13 protein-coding genes are annotated in these 14,255 nt (G+C 46.5%); 7 read left to right on the plus strand and 6 right to left on the minus strand.

Annotated elements, in window-relative coordinates:
* Window positions 1–825: 825 nt before the first annotated feature.
* From ACO6V5_RS15445 to ACO6V5_RS15455, 3 genes are all read right to left on the minus strand, one after another.
* Window positions 826–1,971: a hypothetical protein gene (locus ACO6V5_RS15445; protein WP_422442154.1), complete on the minus strand. Its 1,146-nt coding sequence runs from the start codon at window positions 1,969–1,971 to the stop codon at window positions 826–828.
* 313 nt (window positions 1,972–2,284) lie between these two features.
* Window positions 2,285–3,553 carry a type II toxin-antitoxin system HipA family toxin gene (locus ACO6V5_RS15450; protein ID WP_422136879.1) on the minus strand — a complete coding sequence of 423 codons (1,269 nt, stop codon included), beginning with the start codon at window positions 3,551–3,553 and terminating at the stop codon, window positions 2,285–2,287.
* On the minus strand, window positions 3,550–3,903 hold the full coding sequence (locus ACO6V5_RS15455) for a helix-turn-helix domain-containing protein (protein ID WP_422136878.1): 354 nt from the start codon (window positions 3,901–3,903) through the stop codon (window positions 3,550–3,552). Before ACO6V5_RS15455 ends, ACO6V5_RS15450 begins: the two co-directional genes overlap by 4 nt.
* A 199-nt stretch (window positions 3,904–4,102) precedes the next feature.
* On the opposite strand from ACO6V5_RS15455, the gene ACO6V5_RS15460 reads away from it, so the two are divergent.
* From ACO6V5_RS15460 to ACO6V5_RS15470, 3 genes are all read left to right on the plus strand, one after another.
* Window positions 4,103–4,549 carry a hypothetical protein gene (locus ACO6V5_RS15460; protein ID WP_422136877.1) on the plus strand — a complete coding sequence of 149 codons (447 nt, stop codon included), beginning with the start codon at window positions 4,103–4,105 and terminating at the stop codon, window positions 4,547–4,549.
* Between the two features lie 864 nt (window positions 4,550–5,413).
* On the plus strand, window positions 5,414–5,731 hold the full coding sequence (locus ACO6V5_RS15465; RefSeq protein ID WP_422136876.1) for a hypothetical protein: 318 nt from the start codon (window positions 5,414–5,416) through the stop codon (window positions 5,729–5,731).
* A 66-nt stretch (window positions 5,732–5,797) separates the two neighbouring features.
* Complete coding sequence (locus ACO6V5_RS15470; RefSeq protein WP_422136875.1) at window positions 5,798–6,271, plus strand: FKBP-type peptidyl-prolyl cis-trans isomerase; 474 nt, start codon at window positions 5,798–5,800, stop codon at window positions 6,269–6,271.
* A 47-nt stretch (window positions 6,272–6,318) separates the two neighbouring features.
* On the opposite strand, the gene ACO6V5_RS15475 is transcribed toward ACO6V5_RS15470, so the two are convergent.
* Window positions 6,319–7,917, minus strand: a complete 1,599-nt coding sequence (locus ACO6V5_RS15475) for an ABC-F family ATPase (protein WP_422139865.1) — start codon at window positions 7,915–7,917, stop codon at window positions 6,319–6,321.
* A gap of 103 nt (window positions 7,918–8,020) precedes the next feature.
* On the opposite strand from ACO6V5_RS15475, the gene ACO6V5_RS15480 reads away from it, so the two are divergent.
* Complete coding sequence (locus tag ACO6V5_RS15480; RefSeq protein ID WP_422473783.1) at window positions 8,021–9,094, plus strand: methyltransferase domain-containing protein; 1,074 nt, start codon at window positions 8,021–8,023, stop codon at window positions 9,092–9,094.
* Between the two features lie 221 nt (window positions 9,095–9,315).
* Here the strand turns inward: ACO6V5_RS15480 and ACO6V5_RS15485 are convergent, their stop codons facing one another.
* Both ACO6V5_RS15485 and ACO6V5_RS15490 read right to left on the minus strand, forming a co-directional pair.
* A complete protein-coding gene (locus ACO6V5_RS15485; RefSeq protein WP_422136872.1) occupies window positions 9,316–9,969 on the minus strand; it encodes a ChrR family anti-sigma-E factor in 654 nt (217 codons plus the stop codon).
* A complete protein-coding gene (locus tag ACO6V5_RS15490; RefSeq protein WP_422136871.1) occupies window positions 9,966–10,577 on the minus strand; it encodes a sigma-70 family RNA polymerase sigma factor in 612 nt (203 codons plus the stop codon). The genes ACO6V5_RS15485 and ACO6V5_RS15490 overlap by 4 nt, the downstream gene beginning before the upstream one ends.
* A 120-nt stretch (window positions 10,578–10,697) precedes the next feature.
* Between ACO6V5_RS15490 and ACO6V5_RS15495 the strand changes: the two genes are divergently transcribed.
* The 3 genes from ACO6V5_RS15495 to ACO6V5_RS15505 are packed head-to-tail and all read left to right on the plus strand — an operon-like array spanning window position 10,698 to window position 14,242.
* A complete protein-coding gene (locus ACO6V5_RS15495) occupies window positions 10,698–12,083 on the plus strand; it encodes an NAD(P)/FAD-dependent oxidoreductase (RefSeq protein ID WP_422136870.1) in 1,386 nt (461 codons plus the stop codon).
* A complete protein-coding gene (locus ACO6V5_RS15500; RefSeq protein WP_422136869.1) occupies window positions 12,080–12,934 on the plus strand; it encodes a DUF1365 domain-containing protein in 855 nt (284 codons plus the stop codon). The genes ACO6V5_RS15495 and ACO6V5_RS15500 overlap by 4 nt, the downstream gene beginning before the upstream one ends.
* Window positions 12,935–14,242 (plus strand): class I SAM-dependent methyltransferase, encoded by a 1,308-nt coding sequence (locus ACO6V5_RS15505; protein WP_422136868.1) that lies wholly within the window; start codon window positions 12,935–12,937, stop codon window positions 14,240–14,242.
* The last annotated feature ends 13 nt before the right edge of the window (window positions 14,243–14,255 follow it).

Raw genomic sequence — 14,255 nt, forward strand, 5'->3', positions numbered from 1 at the left:
TACAGAAAAGCTCTGAGTGATTGGCGTATGCTCGATAACAAAATGTCTTGTCAACGATTCTGCCTGACAGACAATAGACAGCGCTAAAAGCAGGAACAGCAGCGTCGCAAAAAGCGATTGTTTCATTATTCGACCTGCGCACTTTGACACTCCCCGCCTTGTCGAGGGTGTCACAAAAGAGTAAGCAAGGCTGATTTATTTTCCCTGCCCCTGGCAGTTCCCATCCAACAAATCAACATTCAATTTCATCCATAGTAGGGTAGCAGCCAGGTTCACGTTGTTACGGAGAGTTCCATCATTGAGGGTTAACAGGCCCCGAGTTTCATCGATTACCTGATTCACCTCCTTTTGACGTTCTTCAGGAATTTTCTCCAGCAACCGATTCAGATTCTGCTGTCCCTGAGTCAGGTGTGCAAACCTCAGAGGAAACTGGCGTAACTGAGACAATGTAACGAAATCGGGTTCCGGCCCCGATATATTCAAAATGTGGATCATCATGTAAATAAAAGAGTCGAGGTCTTGCGCATCAAAGGCAGGTTAGGTTTTGGTATACGAACTGGGTCGGCGGATAAGATAGAGGACAGAATTGTATCTACACCATAACCAGAGACCAATGATGAAGTGTAAGGAATTGCAGCCTGACTGCCAGCTGAAAAAAAATATGCTGGCAAAAATAAAGACACAACAATTACTCTTCATTATTGATAACCAAGCCCAAATAGAAGCGAAAACATCATTCTAGACAAAAAACTCAGATTTTCCTCACTCTTGGATAACTTATTTAATCTGAACCAGCACCCGGTCATAATATACGTCATTAAGTACCTAACCAGTTGATTTTGCACACGCCTCAAATTCACTTTTTGCAGATTGGTACCCGGGGGCATCAGGAGCATAATAGAGTTCATCAAATAACGTACTGGTTTTAATATCTGCTAACTTTCCACAACTGTACTTAGTTGAAAATCTTCTTTCACTAACAGTTTCATTAACAGTGAATAACACATCACCTTTATAATAAACATGGTAATAAGTATTGATGCCAAAATCATAGTTTCCACAGACATCAGGCACGAATTTAACATCTTCACCTTTTGAAATATCCCAAGGTTGAAGATATTCAAGTAATTGGATGGCATTCTCGAATACCTGAATATCCGTGTTAGGATTTTTCGCGCCATAATGCTCATCGTTTTCAATCAGAATTTTTTTTAAAGAGTTCATGTGCCCTATAATACCTGACACAACTTCATGAGCTTTTGCGACTGCCGAAAAAGTGCTGTGCTCCGCTGGAAAGGCGTTAACAAGTGGCTCACTACTATCAGATGATTGTCGGAGTTCACAAACACCACAACAGGAACCGACGTAACAATTTAAATCCAAAGTATGCTGGTTTTGTTCAGGGTCTTCCTTTCCGCCGCCAGATCCAGACGACAGTCGACTAGTGATAGAGCCTGAAACACGGGTACTTGTCCCTGAGGCTTGATGACCGGATGATTCTGATGGCGGCTTTTGTTGGTCACTTTGTTGTTGCTTTTGTCCCGGGAGCATCAAAGTGGTGATTGCAAACGAGTCATCCTGACTTGCCTCCAGTTGATCCATTGGCTTAAACAGCAGTGTATCGGAGTTCCAGTAGCTTTTTAAAAGCCAGCTAACAGCGACAAACGCTTCTGCTGTTATCCATGAATAAGGTTTGCCGCTGGAAGCGGTGTCACCTTTGGCCAGGATCAGTTCGTAAGCAACCAGCGGATTGATGGTGAAAAGCAATCGCCATGAAATGGACTCGATAAAGTTCTTTTTTCGCCCGTAAACAACAAGCCTTCGTAGTTGGTCATCAGGCGGAAAAGTTGCCCATGCATAGTCGTTTGTATCGGCATCGCCTGACGGGGTGTACTGCAATGAATTCAAGGCGCACTTAATAGAAAAGCTCTGGTATAACTGTGCATGCTCGACAAGAAAACGTGTTGTCAACGATTCTGCCTGACAGATGACAGACAGCAACAGAAGCGGTAAGAGCAATGTCGTAAAAAACAGCTGTTTCATTATCCGGTCTATACAATTTAATTTTGTGGAGAGTAATTGATAGACCAGAAAAATGGCAAATCAAAAAAATAACTGTAATTTGCCTTCAGAAACAAACCAAAGGTTGCCGCAAAAAAAGTTTGTAGACACCATTGCCACTAGCACCATCGCAGTGTCTTGAGAGCTGGGAAGATGGCAGACCATCCGCTGAGCAATACATGAGGCCTTGCCCCTTCTGTCACTTTTCTTCATCAAGATAGGTTTACAGCCTGAAATCCTGATGCAAGTTTTTCCAATGCTCTGTTAACTTTTCTTTGTGTTTCACATTCATCGGAAGTTCTTTAATAGCGGAATGCCACAATGTTCGGGCCCTATACATTACATCTTCTAGATGAGGCCTTACTGCTCGCCATGGTATGCCCGATTTTTCTGACCACGCCTTGAAGTTTGAGAATGATACAGCATACCAATCTTTTGTTTTTCCCAAATTCAAAGCAAAGTTTCGCTCCCCATCGATATACACATTTGTCGTTACTATGTCATAAGCAGGAGATAGCCGTGGTGTCACCTTGTCTTCGTATAAAAGACTCCAGTTTTTTAAATGCGCGTCACCATTTGCCAACAAAATATTCACTAACAGTCGTCTTGCGAACTGCTGTACATCTGTTAATGCATCACCAGAAAACTCGTACAAGACCCTGGCAATCTGTTCATAGTTTGCGGTGCGATATTTTTCATGGGGATACTTCACCAATACTTGTGCGAAGTCTTCCATATGAACTCGCCTGCTCTTTTTTCGATCAAAACGCTTTATCGCAAAAGCAAGGGATTCTTCAGGTAAATTGATTTGTGGCAGGTTATCCAACTGTCCCATATCAACCAGCTTGATTTCCGGTATATCAATACCCGCTATGGATGCCAGAGTCATCGCCGAATATTCATTAACAGGAACATCTCTATATTTTGTTGATGGCGTTTTTATAATCCAATCGCCTAAAACCCCGGATTTACAAAGGTTATAACGCCCATCCTTTTCTTCCATTGAAAACTTCATCTGGACGCCTGCCAGGGAAAATTTATTTTCTCGTTCTAATTTTTCGAACTTAATCACTTTCGCATTTCGATAATGACCTCTGGAAATAAGGGATACAACATCATCAGGTACGTGTTCTGGCTCTAATGGTGTGGCAATGATTGCTCCGGGCAAATCTTCCCCCAGATAAGAGAAGATTTGAAATTCATTATCAATATGCACCTTTAATCCCTGTGCAATGAGTTCTCGCAGCGATCCTTCTGGTAATAAATTTGATAGCGTTGGATGCAAGCGTTGATTTCGTGCCCAAGGCTCTGACATCAATTTATCAGAATGAGGAAATGCAGGATGGGTGATCAGGCTAAACGTTGACCGATGAATATTACTGCTAAATTCATCGGCAAAAAAAAGTACATTCCTACCACTCTGGTAGCCAGCCAAATAACCCACGCACTCTCCATGAAGTGTCAGCTTAATGACGTTAACATCGTTGCTCACGAATCATCTCCAAGCAAATCTTGCCACGGATCATCAAACAAGCTTTTCTTGTTCACTGAATTAGACTGATCTCTTTGGCCTGAGCTAACGCCTTCAGATCCTGCCTCCTGCTCTTCGTTAACGCTTCTCCCCAGGACGGTCAGAACCGCCCCAAGCTTCTCTTTGGGTATAAGCACTACTTCACTATTTAAGCCCTTTGCTATCAATTGGAGCGTGTCAAGCCGTGGATTCCCTTTAGACTCCAGGCGCTGATATTGCTGGCGGGAAACACCAACACGCAGCAACATGTCGTTTTGTTTCAGACCTAAATCCAAGCGCCTTTTTTTAAGTTGCTGAAGCAAAGTATCCATATCATCTTGTCAACTTACTAGTTGCTTTGTTAGCTATAAAGAAACATATTAGTTTCATTTTTGAGAAAAGCAACTAATGTATTGCTTTACAATTTTCCAATCCATTGAATCAGACCCAAAGCAGCCAGAATTGCAAGTTTTCAGTCAAATGCTATTTTTTCATGTCCAATCATGAATTAATTACCATTGAGGTCGCTTTATGAAGAATTACCTGTTTGTAATAATGCTTGGGTATACGAGTGTTTTCTCAAGCACTGCCCGCTCTAATGACGTCTGCGTCGTCCCTCGCAGCTACGATCAAAAACCCATGTTGTCAGGTTTATACGATGAGGAAAACTCCAATGATGACTACGTCGTCCCTCACAGCCACAATCGAGAACCCATGTTGTGGGGTTTATACGATGAGATAAGCTTGAGGAGGACCTTGCTGGCATTGCACGCAATGGGGCTTGTTGTTTATTGGGTTATTCCACGTGCATGTCTAGGCGCTGCTGGAGGATATTATTTTTTCTCTGGATCACCCCACATCAGGGCGTTGAAGGGTGCTGCAATTCTGGGAGGGCTATCAGCATGTGCATTTTCAACTGCAGCTGGCGTTATGCTTTATAATTGCCGCATAGATAATGTAAAAGAGGGGTCGCACTGAAAGAAAAACAGATCACCCGTATATTTCTTAATCTCCCTGGCTTAAAGCGTCGATAACCTCTATTGTTCCTTGCACAATATATAACCTGCTGCCTGACTCTCAAGGTAGCTTTCGTTTCTTTCTTGCCTTTTCACCAAAGATGCTGATTCCAATCAGAACCTTCTTAGCTTGGACGATGGTTCAATAATTTTTTCAATCACGCTCAAAGCAGCCCGGCTTGCAAGCTTTCAGTCAAATGCTATCCTGCGTGTTCAATCAGGAACTAATGGCCATTGAGATCATCTAATGAAAAACTTCCTGTTTGTCATAATGCTTGGATATGTGATTATTTTCTCAGGCGCTGTCTTCTCCAGTGGCAGCAGTGATCATGGCAATTACAATTATGGCTGCTGCGATGATGATGACAACTTTGGTCCTGACAGCTACAGCAAAAAAACCATTTTGTGGGGTTTATACACTCCGAAAAGCTTGGTGAATACTTTTGCGGCATTGTTCGGAACGGGAGTTGTTGTTTTTACTGTGACTCCACACGCATTCATAGGCGCTGTTACAGGGTATTGTATTTACCATGGATCACCCCACATCAGGGCGTTGAGAGGTGCTTTAATCTATGGAGGTCTGGCAGCATGCGTATATTCACCTCGAGTTGGCATTTTGCTTTATGACTGGAGCAGAGGTAACGGGGGATCAGACTAAGCCAGTAATCTTCGTCAAAACAGTCCTTCACCGGCCAGTGGCAACTCCTGTCCTTTAAAAACACAACCCTTTTCGATGAACAAACTTTAATCTACCGGACACGATCTGTTTATCCACAACCCTCTACACTTGAGCCATGACTAACTTCCTCCCTGATCGAGGTAAATCATGGAAAAATGGCTCAATCAATTAAAAAATGACTTCATTCACGTTAAGACTGCTTTTTTTGAGCAGCGTAATGGCGCTGCCATCAGCCCGTTTAAAGCAATTCTCGGCACCGTTATTCTCACGGGCCTGTTTGTACTGATGTTGCCGCTGATCATGCTGATCTTTATGGTTCAGATGGGGCTGATTCTGGTGGGTATGGTTGCTGTTCTTTTTATGGGGACCCGAAAACAGAGTGGACAATGGCCCAAAGAGGAAAAGCTGGTTAATCCCAAACCTGAGCCCGCAGAAACCGACAGGGAAGCGGAGATAGGAGGCTGATATTTTTGAGTTAGCTGTCCGGATAAGGTATTTTTCATCGACTTATCCACAGATCGGGTGATCCTTGTGTCTACTGCTATCCTCATTGTTTTTATTGCTGTCATCTTGTTCTGGGGCAAACGCCGCTTTGACCAGAAAAAACAACTGGCTCAGGAGGCCCTGGTTCAGGGTCAGGCTTTTCTGGAAAAAAACCGGAATGAAGAAGGCGTGATGACTACAGAGTCCGGATTGCAGTACAAGATTCTTGAGAAGGGTGAAGATTCCGATCACCCCACAGCCACCAGCAAAGTGAAAGTGCACTATCACGGTACGTTAATTAATGGTCAGGTGTTTGACAGTTCTGTAGACCGTGGACAGCCGATTTCTTTTGGACTGAATCAGGTGATTCCGGGCTGGACCGAAGGTCTGCAACGGATGTCGGTAGGCGACAAGTTCCGACTGTTTATTCCTGCCAATCTGGCGTACGGCAGCGGGGGTGCCGGTAAAATCCCCGGCAACTCTGCGCTGATCTTTGATGTGGAGCTGCTGGGTATCGAATAAACCATTCATTCATGATAAGGGCAGAGACCCTCTGCCCCATTAATCACTTATTCTTCAACAACCCCCTGCTTGCGCAGGTAATCGTCATAAGTTCCGTGGAAATCGACGATGCCATTTTCTGTGATTTCAATGATGCGGGTCGCCAGAGACGATACAAACTGACGATCATGACTGACAAAGATCAGTGTGCCCGGATAGTTTTCCAACGCCAGGTTCAGAGATTCAATGGATTCCATATCCATGTGGTTAGTCGGCTCATCCATCAGCAATACGTTCGGTTTTTGTTGAATCAGTTTGCCGAACAACATACGGCCCTGCTCACCACCGGAAATAACGCGGACGGACTTTTTGATGTCGCTCTGGGAGAACAGCATACGGCCCAGAACACCACGGATCACCTGCTCATCGTCGCCTTCGTTCATCCATTGACTCATCCAGTCGTACAGGTTCATATCCTTATCGAACTCGTCGCTGTGGTTCTGGGCGTAGTAACCGATATCAGCGTTTTCTGACCACTGGATAGTGCCTCCCTTCGGTGCCATCTTACCGGCCAGAGTATGCAGCAGTGTGGACTTGCCAATACCGTTCTGACCAATGATGGCAATGCGCTCACCCACTTCAACCATCAGTTCAACGTCGTTGAACAGCATGTTGTCCTGGTAACCCTGGGACATTTTTTCCATCACCAGCGCATTGCGGAACAGTTTCTTTTCCTGTTCAAAACGGATAAACGGATTCTGTCGGCTGGAAGGTTTAACCTCTTCGAGCTTGATCTTGTCGATCAGCCTGGCCCTGGAGGTCGCCTGTTTGGCTTTGGAAGCATTGGCAGAAAAGCGACTGACAAAACTCTGGAGCTCCGCAATCTGGGCTTTCTTCTTGGCATTATCAGCCTGCATACGCTCACGAGCCTGGGTAGCCGCAATCATGTACTCGTCGTAATTACCCGGGAACGTTCGCAGCTCACCGTAGTCCAGATCAGCCATGTGGGTGCAGACACTGTTCAGGAAGTGACGGTCGTGGGAAATAATGATCATGGTGCAGTCGCGCTGCTTGAGTACCCCTTCCAGCCAGCGGATCGCATTGATGTCCAGGTTGTTGGTGGGTTCGTCCAGCAGCATGATGTCCGGATCGGCAAACAATACCTGAGCCAACAGAACACGGAGCTTCCAGCCCGGGGCAACAGCACTCATTGGACCATAGTGTTGCTCCAGAGGAATATCCAGGCCCAGCAGCAGTTCACCGGCACGGGCTTCGGCGGAATAACCGTCCATTTCACCAAACAGAACTTCCAGATCTGCGACACGCATACCTTCTTCTTCTGTCATGTCAGCCTTGGCATAAATGCGGTCACGCTCTTCCTTGACCTTCCAGAGTTCGGCATGGCCCATGATCACGGTATCAATCACCGTGTTTTCTTCATAGGCAAACTGATCCTGGTTCAGCTTTGCAATACGCTCGTTGGGATCGTAGCTGACATTGCCGGCAGAGGGTTCCAGTTCGCCACTGATAATTTTCATCAAGGTGGACTTACCACAACCGTTAGCACCGATCAGACCGTAACGGTTGCCGTCGCCAAACTTGACGGAGATATCTTCAAAGAGGGGTTTGTCCCCGAATTGCATGGTCACATTAGACGTTATCAGCATAACCTAGCTCCCCCTTGGCGATCTGCCTGACCAGACAGCCTATACATCATTTAAAAGATAAACCGCCAATTATTACACAAATGTGCCTGTTTGGTTATCAGAGGTGCTCCATACTTCCCTGTTGATAGTGACAGTGTCCGTCAGCAAACGGCTATGGCCTCCCGGTTTGCCGCTGGCAATAGAAGAAGGATCTCACTATTATCAGCTAACTGCCCGAGCTCTGTGCGGACATACAGGCTTATCCAAAGGAATTAATAATTTATATTCTATGACCATCTTCGCATTTCTTTCAGGCATCCTGTTAACTTGGCTGGTAATGTCAGGACTTTTGTCCCAGCTGATCAGTCTGATCGTCAATATCTGGTGGCCCCCTTCTAATGGAGAGCGTGGCATGCTGGCTGATCAGTGGCTTTTGAACAGTGGTGTATCAACTTCCTCCGGCTGGAGGCTGATCGGTTATTGGCGCGAGACTTCCGATTATGGTCATGCCTGTTCCGAGCTGGCAGGTCTGCTTGCCGATAAAGCCTGCCTCTCCAATCAGGATAAGGTGCTGGATGTGGGTTTCTCCAGCAACGATCAGCTTTTGGTCTGGCTCGATTATTATCAGGTTGATTCACTCACCGCATTGGCAGAAACAGAGCAACTGCTGGCAGGCGCCCAGGACCAGTGTGATCACTATGACCAGCTGAAGCTGGTAAGAGGCCACGAGCTGGAGCTGGCGAAGCTGGAGGCTGATTCTTTTGACAAATTGCTGGCCCTTGATTGCGCTTACCAGTTTGATAACAAATCGCGTTTTTTCAACAACGCCAGAAAAGTCCTTAAGGATGGCGGCAGCCTTACCCTGACCGATATGATACTCAGCCGCCCTTTCAGGAATCCCATGGAACGAAGAATGGTAAACCTGCTGGCAAGACCCTGTGGTATTTCTGTGAAAGGCTTAATGGTTCGGCAAAAGTATGAATTCCATCTTAAAGAAGCGGGCTTTGAAAAAGTTGAGTGTCTGGACATCAGCCAGGATGTTCTTTCGGGCTTCTGCTTCTGGTTCTCGCAGCACTATCGTCAACTGTCGCCTGTTACCCGTCCAAAAGTCTGGATTCGTTTGCGGCTGCTGGTCTGGTTTATCCGCTGGATGCAACACCGGGGATTGCTGGAATACCACGTCATATCTGCACGATGATGACAGTTATGTTTCATTATCCACAAATATTGTGGATAACCTTGTGACTTCTTTCTGGATACATCTGGAAGCCTCATTAAACGGTTTTTTTGTCAACTGATCAAAAAACAACCAACTATTTATGTAGATAGTTTAAGGCTGTCGTTTAGATTCAGTCGTCGGAATGCAAAGAGTGTGGATAACCCATGCATCCCGGAAGACTGACTGTAAAATGACTCAACTCAAAGCTGGAAGAAGGGTTGCAGAAGCCTGGGAACGAGACCATTGAATCGTAAAGGTGCATCAGTGGCAATCAGACAAATGCAGTCTTCGCCTGTGTCTGCCACCGGTTGATGTTGAACGTCCGGGTCCAGATCGGCTACATCTCCAGCGCAGAATCGACCCAGCTCATCCGAATAGGAACCTCTCAATACCATGGTAAGTTCTGAGCCGGTATGCCCGTGGGAAGGCATGCAGGTGCCAGGTGCGATCTTTAACAACCGCAGGTTGCTGCCACCAGACGCTGGCAGTAAGAATTGCTTCAGGCCCGGAGCCATGTACCGCCAATGCAGATCGTCCAGGTAATAGCCGAGCAAGGGTCTGAAAGGAGCCGGTATATCGGCATCAACCGGAACATCCCGCTCCTCTCTGCTACTGACGGGAGCCTGCTCAATCTCATCAAGCAGGGCAAGAATGTCGTCTTTAGCATGGTCAGACATGGGTGCTGGTTCTAACTCTTCCAGTAAACTGATACCGACTTGTTCAGCTTCCTGAACCTGTTGTCTGCAATGACTGCAAACACTCAGATGAGCAGCAACCACAGTAGCAATGGCATCAGGCAGACTGCCCGCAGAGTAGCTCATCAGGGTGCTGAGGTCAGGATGATGTGTAGTCATTTTAACCCTCCCGCCTGACTACGAAGTTTGTTGAAAGCCAGTCTCAAGCCTGACTTGACACTGCCCAGAGGCATGTCCATGTCTTCAGAAATTTCCCGGTGGCTTTTTCCTTCGTAGTAGACCTTGTACACCAACTGAGCCTGTTGTTGAGGCAGGCTCTTGAGAGCGGACTTGATCTTTTCTGAATCAAGCTCCGCCATGGCTGGCTCAAAATGGCTTTCCGGATAATTATCTAACGGCGTCATCAAGTCCGCTTTTTCCTTTCTCAACCGATCAATCCAGAGGTTGCGTGCAATCCTGAAGATCCAGGTGGACGCCGTAGATTTCTCGGGGTCGTAACTTTTGCAATGTCTCCAGACAGAGAGCATGGTTTCCTGAACCAGCTCTTCAGCCATTTCTCCGTGTGCGCCTTTAGTCATCAAGTGTCTTTTGAGTCTGGGTGCAAAAAAACTGTACAGGAGCGCAAACGTTTGTTTGTCCCGATAGCGGCCCAGATCAACCAATGACTGCTTGAGCTTGTCTGGCATTTCAGAGTGACTGTTTTCTGAATCCATTGTGGTCTTGTTCGTAGATGGACTTATCATGAGAGTATCGTGTGTCCAGCTCATTTGTCTCTCTTTACGCTATGAAATGTCGTTTGGATCATCTGGATTCCGATTTTTTAGTGAGTGATCCAAATAAATCGTTATAGCGTAAAAATCTTGAAGATTATGTTTACAGGTCGCCCTATGACAGCTAAAGGACTCAGCATTGCTGTAATTGGATCAGGCATCAGTGGGCTTTCCAGCGCCTGGTTACTGTCCAAGCAGCATCAAGTCACTCTATTTGAAAAAGATGATCGTTTTGGAGGTCACAGTAACACGGTGATGGTTCAGGATGATGACCAGTCTATACCCGTGGATACCGGTTTTATTGTCTTCAATGATAAAACTTACCCCAATCTAACAGCTCTTTTTGACCATTTGGATGTACCTGTCACCAATACGGATATGTCTTTTGCGGTATCCATGAATAAAGGACAGACTGAATATTCCGGAACAGACCTGAATGGACTGTTTGCCCAAAGGTTGAATGCCGTTAAGCCCGGATTTCTGAAAATGTTGCTGGATATTTTCCGGTTCTATCGGTCCAGTGCCAAATTAATGAAACAGCTGGACCCATCAGTCACGCTCCGGGAACTGCTCACAGGTCGGGGCTACAGCCAACGTTTTATGGATGATCACCTGGTGCCAATGGGAGCGGCTATCTGGTCAACGCCATCCGATCGAATGCTGGATTATCCCGCCCTGGCTTTTATGCGTTTTTGCCAGAATCACGGCTTACTCCAGCTGACAAATCGTCCTCAATGGCAAACTGTCAATGGCGGTAGCAAAGAATATGTTCGCCGCATTCTGGATGACATGGACGGCCTGGCCATCAAAAATCGCTGTGTTCGAAAGGTCAAGCGCCATGCAGACCGGGTTATCATTTCTGACTTGCAGGGCGATACTCATGAGTTTGATCATGTTGTTATGGCCTGTCACGCAGATACTTCTCTGGCGATGTTGAGTGAACCCAGTGAGTTGGAACAATTACTGTTAGGATCGTTCAGTTTCCAGCGTAATCGGGCTATTTTGCACAGTGATGAACGACTGATGCCTAAACGAAAAAGAGCCTGGGCGAGCTGGAACTATTTTGGCACCCAGAGCAATGAGGGTCCTTCCGTCACTTACTGGATGAATCGTCTTCAGCATCTGGAAGGTCTTCCTCTGTTTGTCACTCTCAACCCTTCCATAGAGCCTGAATCTATTCATGGTTGCTACCTCTACGACCACCCTGTGTTTGATCGAAATGCTCTGGAGGCACAATCAAGATTATGGGAGTTACAGGGCCGTAATCGTACATGGTTCTGTGGCGCCTGGTTTGGTTTCGGTTTTCATGAAGACGGCCTTCAATCCGGGCTGGCCGTTGCCGAAGCACTGGGTGGAAAAAGAAGACCCTGGTCTGTTGAAAACCAGAATGACAGATTGATCTGGCCCGAACATGGTATCGGGAAGAGGCCGGTTTCTCATTTTACAAACAGCACTACCAACAAGGTTACAGACAGCAGTGTCAGTAATGGGAGGCGGACATGAAGTCAGCGGTCTATTGGGGACAGTTAATGCATAACCGTATTCGGCCCCGGAAGCACCGTTTCAGTTATCGGGTGGCTTCCTGGCTTATCGATCTGGATGAGCTGAATCAGCTTGATGACGAGCTCAAGCTGTTTTCAGTGAGCCGATTCAATGTGCTCTCTTTTCATCCAAAAGACTTTGCTGACGGTTCCGGAAACTGTCTCAAAACCCAGGCAACCAGGCTTTTGTTGGCATATGACATCCCGGCACCTGAACAAATCTTTATGTTGTGTTACCCCAGAGTACTTGGCTATATCTTTAATCCTCTGACGGTCTATTACTGTCTGGACTCAGAGCAGAAACTGTCTACCCTTATCTATGAGGTGTCCAACACCTTTGGTGAACGACACAGTTACGTTATACCGATAGAAAACAGTGAGGGTAAAAAAACAACCTTTCACCAGTCCGTCAAGAAGCAACTTCACGTTTCACCCTTTTTTGAAACCGAATGTGAATACCGTTTCAAGGCCCGCTTGCCCGACCAGATTCTGAAACTTGGCATTCATCTACATAATGCTGATGGCCAGCTATTTGCAGCAGTTCTCAAGGGCGAGCGACAGGCGCTCAGTGATCTGAACATTCTCAGGCAGTTGTTTGTTCTGCCATTGCAGGCTTTCAAGGTAACTCTGGCCATTCATTGGGAAGCTCTCCGGCTATTCATTAAAGGTGTTCGGGTAGTTCGCCATGTTCCAAAAGATCGCTTCTTCAGTTGGAGTCGCGGCATCACACACCGCTGGAATAGCACCCTGAAACGCACAGGAAAAACAACAACCATGAACGAACAAAAAAAGTACCAGAAACAGGGGGCGTAAATGTTGGACATCTCAGGAAAAACCCTGTCGCAGAATGGATTGCCTTCCGGGCAGAGCGCAGCTAACCTCCATGCTGAAAGAAGCGCCCACAGCGAAGGAAATGCCCTTGGCGAAAGTGAATTGTTTCTCAATAAAACATCGTCCAAAGCCGTTAATTGGCTGGTTAAACGGTTGGAGAAGGCTTCGCTGAGTCGTATTGAGTTAGTACAAAAGAACAGTGTGATAAAAATAGGTTCGTCTCTACGGGACGTACCGATTGCCAGAGTCAGAATTAATCACCCTTTCAGCATGCTCCTGGCAGCCAACCGGGGGATCATCGGGCTGGCAGAATCTTACATGAAAGGCGACTGGGATACGCCAGACCTGCAGGCTCTGCTGGACTGGGGAATGTTTAATGAAAAGCAGTTAGACAAGCAATTTTCCTCAAACTGGCTATTTCGAAAACTGAATCGATTAAGTCATCTTTTAAACAACAATAGTCGCTCAGGAAGTCGTCGCAATATTGCCGCCCATTATGATCTGGGCAATGACTTTTACCGATTGTGGCTGGACGACTCCATGACCTATTCCAGTGCCTTGTTCAGCAACAACGATGAAACACTTGAACAGGCTCAGGCCAATAAATACAGATGGGTACTGAACTGGCTGGATGTGATGCCAGAACATTCCGTGCTCGAAATCGGTTCTGGCTGGGGAGGTTTTGCCCGCTCATTACAGCAGCAGGGAGGACAGAATTATTCCGGAGTGACGCTGTCCAGAGAGCAGTTACAGTTTGCCCGTGATTCGCTTCAGCAGGATGCCGGTTTTAACTTTCAGCTAAAGGATTACCGGGATATCCAGGGACAGTACGACCGCATTGTCTCCATAGAGATGTTAGAGGCCGTGGGAGAGAACCACTGGCCCATTTATTTCCGGAAAGTGTTTGATGCCCTCAAGCCTGGCGGAGTGGCGGTGATTCAGGTGATTACCATTGATGAAGAGCGCTTCAGCGATTATCGGGCGGAAGCCGACTTTATTCAGCGTTATATCTTCCCGGGCGGCATGCTCCCGACAGACCAGGTGATCCACGACCAGTGTCATCAGGCAGGCCTGAATATCGAGAACACTCATTCCTTTGGCCGTGATTACGCCAGAACACTTTCAATCTGGGCCCAATCATTCAGGCAACACTGGCCAGAGATTGTGACTCTGGGCTTTGACGAACATTTTAAACGTATGTGGTTGTTCTACCTGGCTTATTGTGAAGCCGGCTTTAAGCAGGACAGCATTGACGTGAGACTTTATCGAATCAGTAAGCCCGGTATATGAAGCAGGCAGGGAG

This window comes from Endozoicomonas sp. ALD068 (assembly GCF_049310145.1).
Classification (GTDB): domain Bacteria; phylum Pseudomonadota; class Gammaproteobacteria; order Pseudomonadales; family Endozoicomonadaceae; genus Endozoicomonas_A.